A 14,878-nucleotide genomic window follows, 5' to 3' on the forward strand; every position below is an offset into this window, starting at 1 on the left:
GCACCTCTTTTAGTGTATAATTTATTTTATTGATACCAAACTTTTAACCTAGGCTTATGTGGTAATCAGCCGAAATCACATAAATTTTATTCCTTATATTATAAACTAACATTTGTTCACTATAAATTATCCTTGTCTTCATCATTTCCATAATAGTAAGAATATTTTCCTCTTGTATTCTCCACCGCATGCAATACTGTTCCTATAATATTAGCTCCCACTTTATCCAAAAGATTTTTTGCATCTATTACTATATCTCTTTTCGTTTCTCCCGCCCTTATAACTAAAATAGTCCCATCTACCTTTGTTGATAGTATTTGTGCATCTGTAACTGCTTTAAGCGGTGCTGTATCTAAAACCACTATATTGAATTCTACTTTTAATCTTTCTATTAAATTGCTCATAGCAGAAGATGATAGCATTTCTGATGGATTTGGTGGAATCTTCCCTGATGTTAAAAAATAGAAATTATCATTCCTTTTTTGTACTGCTTCTTCAATGGCAGCCTTTCCAAGAAGAACTTCAGAAAGTCCAATCAAATTTGAGACTTTAAAATTTTTATGAACTGAGGGTTTTCGTAAATCGCAATCTACTAGTATAACTTTCTTTTCATTTTGAGCAAAAGATGCAGCAATATTTCCTGCAACTGTTGATTTTCCCTCTGCCATTTCTGCACTAGTAACAGCTATTGTTCTTATCTCCTTATCAAAGGAAGAATATTGTATATTAGTTCTCAATGTTCTATAAGCTTCTGCAACTATAGATTTAGGTTTATCTTCTACTATGAAGCCGGCATGAATTCTATTATCAACTACTGTTTTCTCTAATTTATATCTTTTCATTCTATCTGCTTTATAACTCCTCGCTTCTTCTAATTTATATCTTTTCATTATTTCTAGTGTATAGCCTTTTATTTTCTCTAGTAACGACATGATTTCACACCTTCCTAACATCAAAATAAATTTGCTACATTAATAATCACAAAGTACAACTTGCATTTGTTTACAAATAATTTATTAGCATAAACTTCATTTTTTAAGAGTAGATGATTTATTTTAATTATCTAGCGCATTAATTGATAAAAAATAGAATTTCTATCTCCGCTTTTCCTGTCAATTCACATCACTTACCTTCTTTAAATGAGTCAGGAATAACGCCTAGAACTGGTAATCCTAAAATCTCCTCTATTTGTTCCCTAGTTTTAAAAGTATTATTAAAGAACTCTAATAAGAAACTTGCTCCAGCACTGCCTATCAGACCAAGCAAAAGACCAACTCCTATATACATTTTTTTATTTGGACTGACTGGCTTTTGAGGTACTTTAACACTCTCTACAACCTTTACGTTACCATTAGGTATAAACTCTCTAGATGATTTTATAAACTCATTTGTAACTGAATTTACTACATCCCCAGCTAATGCTTGATTTGCACTCACGTAACTAATTTCTAATATTTGTGTATCTGTTCTTGGTGTAACTGATAAATTATCAAGAACATTTTCTGAATTTAAGTTTATATTACTTGAGTCTATGGCCCTTTGTACTAGATCATTGGTCTTTATTATTTCTGCATAAGTCTTTATCAGTTTTTGATACATTTGTACATCATTAGTGCTATAGTTTTGATCCTGACCAGTGGTATTTTCTTTTCCTATAAAGACTTTAGTATTTGCTTCATATTTAGGTGGAATTATAAAATAGCTTATAATTAAAGCTAACAATGTCGTTACTAATGTTACTAAGAGTATCATTTTCCATCTTTTTATTATTGGATTTGCTATTTCATCAATTCTTATAATATCGTTATTCATCATTTAAACTTCTCCATATACAATAAATTTTTCAATAGTGCTAAATACAATAATTATATTTTTAGTAATTTCCTTCTCTTTCATTCATATTTTTAAAATAAAAAAATCCTAATGGAAAATTTCCACTAGAATTAACCTTTTATACATTTGCATTATTGCTTTCCGCTATTCTTAATCCACTGAGACCACGATGTTTCATACCCATCTTGGTTATCTTTGCAATATTTATAAAACATATTTAAAAACTCTACTCTTGATTTATCTTCATCTTTATTTGTTTCCTTTAGTAAATCTGATCCACCAATCAATTTTTGACGGTTCATTATATCTTCAAAACTCACATTTTTTGCATTGTGCATCATATCATACATAGACATAAATGTTGTAGTCCTGCCTGCTCCTCCTCTACAATGGAAATGTATCCATGTATCCTTTGGCAGATTCTTAATTGATTCAATAAATAAATCTACCTGATCATCTAAAGGTTTCTCATGATCTGTAACTGTGATTCTTAAGTAGCTCATACCCAAGCCTTTAGCTAATTCTTCCTCTGTTTCTACACTTTCAGGATTATCAATTGATTTCACTGTGTTTAAGGACTTTCCCTTTGGAAGTTCATCAAACTTAACATGCTTGTTCTTAGATATTTTATCTAAATTGCTGTTCTCATCAGATATAATTTGTTCTCTATTAATTCCCTTATTAGCTTGATTATTCTTTCCAAACCAACTTATTCCCATACCATTTATAAATCCATGATCTTCTTGGCGCAAGTCAATATCTATGATAGATTTATCACCTATTTTTTCTTTTACCATCGCTAAACTTTTCTCCGAAAGCGCTCCACTACCAGAAATATTTAGATCACTCAATCCTGTAAGGTTAATATCTTTTGATTTCTCATCATTAATTTTATCCTTAGTAGTCCTAAAGTTTTTGGGTAATACGTCCTTATTATCTGTATCTATTACAAGTTTCACTTTATTAGCTTGTACACCATTTGTCTTTTCAATTGCTATTTTACTACTTTTATAATGTTGATTTATACTATACATAATAGTTGCTCCTCCTATTATAACTAAAGCTACTATTATATATGCAACCTTATTCCTCTTCATTAAATATCACCCTTCCTCTTGATATTTGAATATTTTTCACTCATAAATCTTAGATTCTTTTGTGCTTTGCTAATGATTATAGATATCCAACTATAATCTATACTTATTCATATATCTCGCCGAAATGAGAATTATGCTGTTGTTCCAGTTTCTAAGGAATTTATGATGGATGATTCTAAGATCACAAGTTGCATCCAAGATGCTAGCCTCAAAGACATGCTTTGAACTAGCATACTTGGAACAACTTTTAATCTAAGAATCAAAACCATCAAATTCCTAATGAAACATTTCACAAAAGCATAATTCTTATTTCTAGTTGAGATATATTTCACAATATAAACCTTACTTATAATTGATTTATCTACATAATGGAAAATCACTCACCATTACCCAGTATGAAATAGTTATGTGAAAATTATGTGATTATTCAAATGAACACCAAATACTTTGATTAATAAATACTCAAATATATACAAATATCTCTAAACATTTGCCCTTTGTACTGTACTCTATTTAAAATATAATTCTTGAATAAAATTAAAAGTTAAGCCTACCTGCTAAGTGAAATTACCTCCTTTAGGCTGATAAATTCACTTAGTAGGTGGTTTTATGAGCATTAAAGCATAAAATAAAAGCTAGGCTGAAACCAATAGTTTTAACCTAGCTAAGATATTTCCTTCTGAAATTTTAGAGAGTAATTTTACTCAACAATGCGTTTTTTCTTAAGTGTCACAAGTTTTCTATGCTTTCCATTTTTAGATCTTGGTTTGATATTCAACAAATCTAATACAAACATTAAAAGAGGCACTCCAAGTAATAACCCCCAAACTCCCATAAAATGCTCTGATACTAAAAGTGTAATAAATACGACAAAGACTGGCAATTCAGTTTTATCTGCCATAAACCTAGGGTTCAATACATAACTCTCAAGTGCATGTAAAACTGCGATAATTATAAGAATATATAAAATCATTTTAAAACCGCCAACTGTGTATGCTATTATACTTAAAGGTATTAACGATGCAATTGTTCCTGCAACTGGGACTAAGCTAAATAAGAAAATCATAACTCCAAGGCCTAAAACTTGCGGAAATCCCAATGCAAAAAGAGATATAACAGATAAAATACTATTAACAAATGCAATAATTATTTGAGCTTGAATTACTTTTCCAAATGAATTCAAAAAATTTATTCCAAAATCTTTTGTATACCTATATAATATGGCAATCTTACTATCTTGAAACTCTGAGAAAAATTCTTTGATTTTCTCTCTTTCAACCATAAAAAAGAGGCTTAATATTAAAGACACAAATATATTAAAACTCCAAGTACCTATATTTGAAGCATATTTCAAAAATTGATCAAATTTCAATAAATCATTTATTTCAGAATTCTTAAAAAATGACATGAAATCAACCTTTCCAAAGTATGGTACAATGTACGTAGATAAAACTTCCCCACCAATATCTCTAAAATCAAATCTAGATATTTTCATCCCAATCTCTGTAAGCTGTCTAATAATTATTGGTATATACCTATAACTTGCAAAGATAATAATAGATGTCATGAATATGTATAAAAATAATGTTACTATTATCGGTTTCACCTTTATAAACTTATCTAACCGTTTCGTAATTCCTACTTGTAGACTGTATGCAATATATGTAAAGAAAAATGTAAGTAAAAATAGATTAAGCATTGATCTTAATATATACATAAAAAATACAATAATAAGAAGAACGCAAATTCTTCTGACTATATCTTTTTTAAATAGTTCTCTTAAGAAATTCACATCTTATTCCCCCTTCTAGTAATTATTATATCCTATAAATCATATGCTTAAAACAAGAAATTCCAATAAACCTTTCCATATTAAGAAATTTAAATAAAATAGTTACGCTCTGGAACTATTTACCTCAACATTTTAATAAAATCTTAATAAATTGCAATTATTTTGTAAACTGTTTGTAGTATAATATAAATTATTGGATAATATTTAATAATCTATTCTACTTTACAAAAACCATATCCAGAGAGTAGGCATAAAGGAGGATAAGATGAAAAGAAATAATAGAATTGGGACGATAGTGGCTTCAGCGCTACTTATTACGTCAATATGCAACTCAGTACCAGCATTGGCGGACCCTAATGATAGCAACTTAACACTTGAACAAGCTATACAAAACATACAGGAATACGATAATGAAATTGAATATAACATGGATAAGTTAAATCAACTAAAAGAGCAAATTCTTGAAAAAGAAAATGATATAAAAGATAACCAAGTTAAGCTTGATTTAACCCAAACACAATTTACTGAAAGAGAAAACCAGTTATCTGAACGATTAAAGGGCATTCAATTCAATGGAGGCTTTGAAGCTACACCATTACAATATTTAGACGCTTTATTTTCTTCAGGTGATATTTTGGATGCATTAAAAAGGGTGTCATTGATTTCTCAAATTTGTACAAGCGATAAAGATTTAATTTTAGAAACAAAAAAATCAGAAGACAATCTTTTAAACATTAAAACCACTATAGAAAAAGAAAATCAAGAATTACAAACTGATAAAGATGATGTTGAAAAACAAATTAAGGACTTGGAAGATAAAAAAGATACTCTCTTAAAATATGTACAAGATAATAACGCACTATTAACAGGGGATATAGGAATCACTATTCCTGTAACATTACCTTCTGATATTACAGATCAGGCTAAAGGAGTTATAGAAGAAGCAGAGAAATATTTGAAAGTTCCATATTTGTGGGGAGGGGAATCTCCTGAAGGGTTTGATTGCTCCGGACTTATGCAGTATGTCTTTAATTCTAAAGGGATCGCTATACCAAGAACATCACAAGAACAGCAAAGTTTTGCCAAGCCTATTAGCATGGCAGAAATTAAACCTGGGGATTTAGTCTTCAATAAAGTTTCGGATTCAACTCATGTAGGTATGTACATAGGATATGATATGTATATTCAGGCTCCTCACACTGGCGATGTCGTTAAAATAAGTAAGTTAAGCACCTCAAATATGAAATATTTTGGTAGAGTTTTAAATTAATATTAACTTAAAACTTTAGTAAGCTAAGTACTAAATTAATACTGAGATGTATAAGATTAATTGCAACATATATCGAAAAATAAAATTATATACTATAAGCAAAGCAGCTAGTTTAATTAAAGAAACTAGCTGCTTTATTTTGTAAATTTTCATAAGATAATATATTGTAATATTTTAGTATTTATAGAATATATATAAAATGGTATAATTTAATCGAATACATAATTATTGTGGAGGCGATTTATCATGAACAAAAATGTAAAAAAAATTATTATATTTACCGTTATAAGTACAGCTTTTTATACATGGATGCCATCAACTATGAGCATAGGAGAAAAATGCGCTTATGCATACTCTGGAGATGAAATAACATCTTTAGATCTAACATCAGAAGGTTCTATTTTGTCAATATACAATAGTATAACTCGCAAAGGAGATTATAGAGTAAAAAAAGGCGACAAAATTCCAGTAGTTATATATTCAAAAATTCCTTCTAATAAAACTAGCTTTAACTTGAGCACCATTGAAACTAAGGCCGCTGATATAAGAGTCTTTGTTGGAAATGAAAATATAAAGCTAAGTGATATCTATGGTAAAATAAATATCGCGGAAGGTCAAAGCAAGACTATTTATATAAGACTTTATGATTCTAAAAACGCCTCTGATAGCAATTATTCTTTAGAATATGAACTTATTGTAGAAAGAGAAATGAATGATGAAGATAATATTATTGATGCCAATACAGAAGAAACTACAGATGATAATACAATAACTCTAAAAGACTATGATGATATTTACTTAAATCGATTAGTTTTATTTGATCCTAACAATAATAAAATCGATTTCTCTTTTGATAAGACAGAACCTGTACAAAATATAAATGTTGATGAAAACATATCCTATATTAACGTTAAAGCTGTTCCAGAACAACAAAGCTATAAATTATCAATTAATGACAAAGATTTAGATCCTAGTGATGATAAAGATACTAGACTCGTATCTTTAGATGAAGGAAAAAATATTATAAAAATTAGAATTATAAATTCTGATCGTAAAACTAGAGAGTACTATTTAGTTGTGACAAGAGGTAACAGTTCGCTAGTATCTTCAAATAATAACACTACTGCAACTAATCAAAACTCTCAAATTATACAAGCAGAAGCTTGCTGGCAATATAGAAAAGCTGACGGAACTATAGCTGTGGGATGGACATTAATCGGAAATGACTGGTATTACTTTGATGCAAGCGGTGCAATGAAAACAGGCTGGATAAAAGATTCTTCTGGAAAATGGTATTATCTAAGAGAATCAGGAACTATGGCTAAAAATACCACAATTGATGGATATAAATTAGGCTCTGACGGAACTTATACTAAATAATCCTAAATTATCCTTTTAAAATAAAAAACTAGCAGCTAATCTTGTGTACAATACAAGAATTAGCTGCTTTATTTTTTAAATAACTTGTTTACTCACTTCTGATGGAGTTGATGCATAAATATATTCGTCAATGCAATTAACTACCCAATCTTTAATAAGTTCCTCTGGATCATTCCTTAACAGTCCATTTCTTATCTTATTATATTGAATTGGCATAAATTGATTTATTAAAGTCAACGGACAATCATTTTTTATAACTTCAAACATATCATTTCGAATATTCATATCAAATTTCATTTTGCTTATTGCAATTTTTAGATAAATTTTCAAACCTGTTATTAATTGACCATCATCAGAAAAATCAATTTCTGTAATTTCTTTTACTCTATTAATTATCAATAATACTATATAATCACATTCGTCAATATCTTCATTTTCAATTATATTTAAATATTTCTTGCTTGCTATTAAGTGCTGGGTTATATAATATATTTCTGTTTCAATTAAATAGATGTTTAATTTTTCATAGATTTCTTTCACTATTTCTTTTACAACTGGTAATTCTGATGTCTTTTCAATTACATTTATCTGATCTATATTGTATACAATTAAATTTTTATTGCTAGATCTTTTAATTGTTATAGCAATATGCGTTAATATATTTTCAAAAGCCGCATCCGTTGGCCTTATCGAATATTTAGAAATAACTTTTAACACTATCTCTTTTAATGTTCTCAAGTCTATTCCATTAAATATATTTTTATAGAATTCGTTATCATCTATACAATTTGACTTATTGCTACTAAATATATACTCAGAAATACAATACCTTATCTGCATTTTATTTCCGCAAATCATTTAAAGCCTTAATATCACACCTTAAGGTCCTAGAAGGTTTCCTGTTATTTTCCATATTTTTCACTCGTCAAAGGTTTCTACTTCCTAATAACAGCATCAAAACATTTACAATCCTTTCACTAACATATTTATCACTTGAATCTCTTCGGTATGATTAAAGTTTATCAAAGATATATATTACAACATAGATAATATATTTCCTTTATTTAAAGAAATAAGATATCATTTAATTATGAATATATCATTAACCTAATGGATAATTTTTTAACCTATTGTAATCATAATTCATTGATTTAATGTTATTAAATTTCAATGAATTGCTATTTTTATATTTATATGCAGAGTTGGTTTTATATTTACTTTTGATATCTTTTGATAAGTATAATTGTTGGAAAATCTTTTTACTGTAGACCTTATAAGAAAAAATTATATTAAATCAGTATAAAAAGAGTAAATATACTAAATACCTTTCTACTATCTATGCCACTAGATTTAAATATTTCAATAATGTTTTAAATTGCTACACTTTATTTTACATCTCTTACTGTCGTTGAAAACATGAAGTTTCTTCTGCCAATTATAAGACTGCTTTATAGATTCTTTAGCTGAATTATTATTAATTTCAAGACATTGCTTTGTTAGGAAAGTTCTCATATAAGATAATACTCTTTTAGTATATATGATTTTATTCTATATAATGACATAGTATATTTATATTTCAAACTCCTAGCATGAACCAGTAACTCATTTGAATTCATACATCTATATCAGAAAATATTTGTAACTTTATTTAGAAATTCTCCAACATTTCTCTAAAACAAAAAAGTCAGCAGCAATTTCTTTTCAGTTTATATTTTCTAAGAATTTTATCAACTTATTGACAATAAATATCTCCAATATTTTTTCTTTCATAATTATAGAAATCTCCTTTTACTTAAATAAATATCCTGAAAATATTAACATACCAAAACAAACAATATGAAATGTTATTACTATCTGTACGTAATTAAACCATTTTTCTTTTTTATGCTTCTTATAATAATTTGATTTTCTTTGATATATATCAGTTAAAACCAATGATATTCCCTGATATAAGCCATAAATTATATAATATTTCGTTAAACCATGCCATAATCCCATTATAAACATAGTTATTATTTGTGCTACATGTGATGCTATAAATCTATTCTTAAATCTTTTATTTCTCATCGAATTTAATACAAATCTTGAGAAAATATAATCGCCAAACCACCTCGATAGAGATATATGCCATCTTGTCCAAAATTCTTTCATATCTTTGCTTAGGAATGGCTTGTTGAAATTATCAGGAGTTTTAATACCCAATATATAGCTTGTCCCAACTGCAAATAAACTATAGCCTGCAAAGTCAAAAAACAGATACATTGTATATGCATACATATAATTTATACTATTTATCATAGTTATACTTTGAGGTATTTTTAACAACCAATATGTATCTATTAAATAGGCTATTACAAATTTATACCCTATTCCCATTAATAATTTTTTAAATCCAACTATTAAGTAATTATTAATATATTCTTTTTTTTCTAATCGGCCTTCTAAATTTCCCTCAAATCTTTTCCATCTATCTATTGGACCTGAACTTAATGTTGGAAAAAATATAATAAAATATAAATAATCAACAAAATTTATTTTCGTAATCCTTCCATCATAAATTTCAATTATCATTTGGATTATTTTAAAATTTAAATATGACAATCCTATAAAGCCAATAATTGATGAATACTTTGTAACACCAGTAATTTTAGTTACAACAACTGGCAGCATCGAACAAAATAACGCCAGAAAATATACATATTTATTATCCATCTTTTTTCTTATATATAAATAAGCATAAACTAGAATAGTTTCACAAATAAAAAATATTAAAAATAATTTTAAACCTAATGTCTTACCCATTATTATTATTATCATTCCTAAAGATGCCACTATTCCATAATATTTTGCATTAAAGCCACTTAATATAAGTATTATAGCTGGAATTAATGTTAATAATAACATATATAGATATAAATAATCCCCATATTGTATTAATTCCATTATATTTCCTCCAGTAATTTTTTTCTATCAATTTTTCCATTTACATTAGTATGAAATTGGTCAATAATTTTTATATTTCTAGGAACCATATACGAAGGAACGAGTTTCCCTAATTCCTTTTTTATCGCTATTCCGTTCTTTAATCCACTTAATCCATTGTCTTCCTTTAACTCAACAAAAGCTGTTAAATATGCTATTTTTTCTTCCTTATAAACTGGAACTACTGCTGCATTTTTAACATTACCAACCTTTACTAAATTATTTTCTATATCTTCTATTTCGATTCTATATCCATTAAGTTTTATTTGAAAATCTTTTCTACCACAATAATATAAATTTCCATTTATATAATATCCTAAATCTCCAGTCCTATAAGCTCTGCATTTGACTCCATTGTAATCATCGTAGAAAAATGCCTTTTCTGTCATCTCCTCATTATTGAAATATCCTTTACTTACACTAGGACCTACAATTATAATTTCCCCTTTTAATCCATTCTTTAGTTCGATACCCTGCTCATCAACAATTTTTACAACTGCACTCTTCATAGGATACCCAATAGGTAAACTACCTTCTTCTAATAATAATTCCTTACTCATATCGTTAGCACTTACTGCTACAGTCGCTTCTGTTGGTCCATATCCATTAACTATCCTTGTGCTCGGAAATCTATTTAATAATTCTTCACATAATGGTTTAGGTAGAACTTCTCCAACAAAGATCATTGATTTTAAGTTTTGAAGCATATTTGAATTAAAACCATCTTCAATAACGCACATTCCTGCAAATGACGGTGTTGAGACCCAGATATTAATTTCTGATTCACTCATATCATCAAACATTTTTTTCAAATTTGATAAAGTTTCTTTTGAATAGCCATGTAATGTCTTCCCATAGCATAATCCTGGATAAATTGATGTTACTGATAAATCAAAAGAATAGGCAGCTTGATTCATAAATACTTCTTCACTTTCATCTAGCTTTAAATAGTCTGCTATCCATTCAACAAAATTATCTAAATTATTACTACTTATTTGTACACCTTTTGGTTTTCCAGTACTTCCAGAAGTAAATAAAATATAAGCATTCTCATCTTCTTTTGCCCAGTTAACTCTATCAACTTCCATGCCTTGATATTCCTGTTCAATTTGAATGATTTCTTTTTCCTTTAAGACACGTACACCATTAAAGACGTTTCCTTCACTGAAATCTATAAGTATATTGGGTTGAACTTCACTAACAATAGCTTCAACTCTTTCCTTAGGATAGCTGATATCAATTGGTATGTATGCTCTTCCTGACTTTAACGCGGCCATCATAACTGCCATCATTAGATTTTCTTTGTTTCCATATATAATAATTGGTGTCCTATCATCTCCCAATTCTTTTAATAAAAATGATGCTACTTGCTCTGAAATATCATCTAATTCTTTATATTTCATCACTTGTCCGTCACACTTTAACGCTATTCTATCACTCTTTGAATATTTTTTTATTCCTTCTAAGATCTTCATTCCTATATCTCCTTAAAATTGATTATATATAAATGGTACCTCTTTAAACGGTTCATATACTAATATTAAAATAGCTAAAATAACTATTATCGAACCCATTATTGCAAAACTTATATCTCTATTTTTCTTTAAAGTGTTTATAAAGTTCTTCATCTACTTTAAGCCATCCTTTCCATCCTAAATGTACTGCATCATACATAAAATAAGGTTCATATTCCTGATTTTTTAGATTTAAAACTTCAAATCCTTTTTCTTCTGCAATTTTTTGTGCTTTATCAAAAAATGCATCTCTTTTATCTTTAGTTAGTCCAAGGTAATCATACCATCTACCATTTGTTGGCATTAATATTATATAGGGCTTTACTCCCAGATCCTTACACGTATCCAAGTATAACTCATAATCATTAAATTCATTCGAATTTAATAAATTTGCATTTTTTACAATTTTTCTATCATCCTCCACACTGGCTTTCAATTTTTTATATGCCTCATCATTTAACATAAAATCATTGTTAGTTACCTTAGACTTTCCATCTTCTTCTGCCTTTTGACTTTCTTTACTCCAACTAACTTTTTTATCTTTATATTCTGTTTTATCTGGCAATGTCTTTAATTTATCATATAACGCTGCTTTATCCTTAAGTTCTACTATATTCTTCCTTGCCGAAAAATATGGTCTAAGTATGCATGCTATTAATTTATATACTTTACTATCACTAGCGTATAATTTTGCATAAAGCTTTTCTGGATAAAATTGGTCACTCCCAGCTAATAAACTATCAACTCTATAAGCATATTTTCTTTTATTTTCATGACTTATTTTTTCATTTTCTAGAAAATCATAGAATTGTATTGGCGCAAAATTTCCTTGAAAAGCTTTTTGTGTAATTCCTGCTTTACTATAAAACCACTGGAGAGAAACAATCATAGCTATTTTCCTATCTCCACCATATTCCTTTTGACTCCCCAAAATAGATATTTGCGTAATATCTTGAGAACCTGTCTTTCCTTGAGTAACCAAATGATCCATTCCTTCTATCGGGAAAAAATTTGTTGGTAATTCAGGAATTTGAATATTTAATTCCGATGACGCTTGCAATATTGGATAATTATTTTGAGAAATATAATTATTGTATACTACTCCCTTATCTTTGTAGACACTTCCATACTCATTATTTATCTCAGCTAATTCTTTGGATTTTAACATGGTTTCTATATTTTTATTAAAAAAAATATTTAAAAAAATTACTGTTATTATAGCTGTAAATATAGGAATTACTAGGCATATAATTTTCTTTAACATTTTCTCTCCTCCTGGCCAAATTACGTTTACGTATAAAATATATAAGTGATAAATATTATTCCAAAAGCTAACTTGTCAGAATAATTGAAATTGTATTATTCATTGACTTTAAAAAGTTAAGATTAAAAACAAAAATCTCTTTGAAATATCATTTATATTTTTCATTTCAATATTAAATCCTTTGAAAAAACTATGCTTTTTATACAAATATCGTGCTTATCATAGTCTTTTGGTAACAAATTAAACCTTCTTTAAAATATCAGAAATATTTATAAATTCAATATTCAAAATTAAACATTCTCAAACTACAAATGATCCTTAAAAACTGCTATTCTAACCATTAACTACATATATCTCTCTTCATATGAATTAATCGTTAGAACAGCAGTTCAAAAATTAGACTTTATATTCTAATATATTTATCTAAATAATTCAGATAAAAATTTATTAATTTTTATCTTTTGATTTTTTTATGTTTATATAAATTACCAAAATTAATAATTTCCAATCCTGATTTCTCTTGTTTACCTATAATTCCCTTTGTATCAAGTAGTTGAGGCGTCCTCATTTCCTGAGCAACTTCTCTATGATTAAATGCCTTGTATTCATCATGATCTGCTAATACAACAATTATATCAGCCCCAGAAACAGCTTCTCTCATATTAACATATTCAGAATTTTTAACATGAGGATCATTTATTACAACATTATATCTTTTTTCTTTAAGCATTCTTACTATTTCAATAGCTGGACTTTCTCTAATATCATCAACATTTCCCTTATATGTCATTCCAAATATAGCTATTTTAGGATCGACAATATCATTAACAAGCATTTCAACTTTCTCCGCAACAAATTCTGGCATACCGCAATTTGTATCTCTACTAAGGCGAATTATTTTTGCTTCATTTGGTGCTTTTGCTGCAACGAAATATGGATCGATTGCTAAACAGTGACCTCCCACTCCAGGACCTGGAAAATGCAAATTAACTCTAGGGTGTTTATTAGCCATATTTATAACATCTAGCACATTAATATCCAACTTATAACATATCTTTGTGAGCTCATTTGCAAGAGCAATATTTACATCTCTAAATGTATTTTCCATGCATTTGCTAAGTTCAGCTGTTTTAGCTTCAGTTTTAATTATTTCACCTTCTACAAAAATTTCATACACTTTAGCTGCACGTTCAGTACATTCTGGTGTAATACCTCCAACAATTCTATTATTATTTCTTAATTCAAATAAAATTTTACCTGGTAGCACTCTTTCAGGGCAATGTGCAAGGTATATATTTTGTCCAACTTTAAAACCTGCTTTTTCAAAAATAGGCTTTACAAAATCCTCTGTTGATCTTGGTGCAATAGTAGATTCAATTATAACTACATTACCATCCTTTACGTAAGGAATTATAGATTCTGTTGCTTTTAAGACATATGTTAAATCACAACTTAAGTTTTCATCATCATTATTAGGAGTTGGTACACAAATTATAAATACATCCGCTTCCTCCGGCATTAAAGATGCATGAAAAGTACCATTCTCTACATTTCTCTTAACAACTTCTTCAAGTCCTGGCTCTTCAATATGTATATTTCCTTTATTTAATGTTTCTATAACTGATGAGGTAACATCAACTCCAACAACCTCACAACCACTACTTGCAAACATAGCAGAAGTAGGCAATCCAATGTAACCTAAACCAATAACGCAAATTTTCATATTTATATCTCCATTCAAGCTAA

General features: G+C 28.2%; 12 protein-coding genes. 2 read left to right on the plus strand and 10 right to left on the minus strand.

All coding sequences use genetic code 11. The annotated features are described in order from the left end of the window. Positions 1-119 precede the first annotated feature (119 nt). From L1S46_RS00490 to L1S46_RS00510, 5 genes are all read right to left on the minus strand, one after another. On the minus strand, positions 120-842 hold the full coding sequence (locus L1S46_RS00490) for a CpsD/CapB family tyrosine-protein kinase (RefSeq protein ID WP_238898932.1): 723 nt from the start codon (positions 840-842) through the stop codon (positions 120-122). Positions 843-1,122: 280 nt separating this feature from the next. Continuing rightward, positions 1,123-1,815, minus strand: a complete 693-nt coding sequence (locus L1S46_RS00495; RefSeq protein WP_238898782.1) for a Wzz/FepE/Etk N-terminal domain-containing protein — start codon at positions 1,813-1,815, stop codon at positions 1,123-1,125. 149 nt (positions 1,816-1,964) lie between these two features. Further along, a complete protein-coding gene (locus L1S46_RS00500; RefSeq protein ID WP_238898784.1) occupies positions 1,965-2,930 on the minus strand; it encodes a protein tyrosine phosphatase in 966 nt (321 codons plus the stop codon). A 131-nt stretch (positions 2,931-3,061) separates the two neighbouring features. Then, a complete protein-coding gene (locus L1S46_RS00505; protein ID WP_238898786.1) occupies positions 3,062-3,262 on the minus strand; it encodes a hypothetical protein in 201 nt (66 codons plus the stop codon). Positions 3,263-3,630: 368 nt separating this feature from the next. Continuing rightward, the gene (locus tag L1S46_RS00510) at positions 3,631-4,722 is read right to left on the minus strand and encodes an AI-2E family transporter (protein WP_017212064.1); all 1,092 of its coding nucleotides are present in this window, start codon (positions 4,720-4,722) and stop codon (positions 3,631-3,633) included. A gap of 265 nt (positions 4,723-4,987) precedes the next feature. On the opposite strand from L1S46_RS00510, the gene L1S46_RS00515 reads away from it, so the two are divergent. Beyond that, positions 4,988-5,992 (plus strand): C40 family peptidase, encoded by a 1,005-nt coding sequence (locus L1S46_RS00515; protein ID WP_238898788.1) that lies wholly within the window; start codon positions 4,988-4,990, stop codon positions 5,990-5,992. Positions 5,993-6,238: 246 nt separating this feature from the next. Then, the gene (locus tag L1S46_RS00520; protein ID WP_238898790.1) at positions 6,239-7,372 is read left to right on the plus strand and encodes a cadherin-like beta sandwich domain-containing protein; all 1,134 of its coding nucleotides are present in this window, start codon (positions 6,239-6,241) and stop codon (positions 7,370-7,372) included. Positions 7,373-7,447: 75 nt separating this feature from the next. Here L1S46_RS00520 and L1S46_RS00525 read toward each other — a convergent pair whose 3' ends face one another. The 5 genes from L1S46_RS00525 to L1S46_RS00545 form a co-directional block, all read right to left on the minus strand. Next, a complete protein-coding gene (locus tag L1S46_RS00525; RefSeq protein ID WP_238898793.1) occupies positions 7,448-8,212 on the minus strand; it encodes a PRD domain-containing protein in 765 nt (254 codons plus the stop codon). Positions 8,213-9,160: 948 nt separating this feature from the next. Further along, positions 9,161-10,315, minus strand: a complete 1,155-nt coding sequence (dltB, locus tag L1S46_RS00530) for a D-alanyl-lipoteichoic acid biosynthesis protein DltB (protein ID WP_238898795.1) — start codon at positions 10,313-10,315, stop codon at positions 9,161-9,163. After that, entirely contained in the window at positions 10,315-11,829 is a 1,515-nt protein-coding gene (gene dltA, locus L1S46_RS00535) for a D-alanine--poly(phosphoribitol) ligase subunit DltA (protein ID WP_238898796.1), read from the minus strand. Before dltA ends, dltB begins: the two co-directional genes overlap by 1 nt. A 118-nt stretch (positions 11,830-11,947) precedes the next feature. Further along, positions 11,948-13,132 carry a D-alanyl-lipoteichoic acid biosynthesis protein DltD gene (gene dltD, locus L1S46_RS00540; protein WP_238898799.1) on the minus strand — a complete coding sequence of 395 codons (1,185 nt, stop codon included), beginning with the start codon at positions 13,130-13,132 and terminating at the stop codon, positions 11,948-11,950. Between the two features lie 454 nt (positions 13,133-13,586). After that, positions 13,587-14,855, minus strand: a complete 1,269-nt coding sequence (locus L1S46_RS00545) for a nucleotide sugar dehydrogenase (protein WP_238898800.1) — start codon at positions 14,853-14,855, stop codon at positions 13,587-13,589. Positions 14,856-14,878 lie beyond the last annotated feature (23 nt).

It is taken from the genome of Clostridium sp. YIM B02500 (genome assembly GCF_022324665.1).
Classification (GTDB): domain Bacteria; phylum Bacillota; class Clostridia; order Clostridiales; family Clostridiaceae; genus Clostridium; species Clostridium beijerinckii.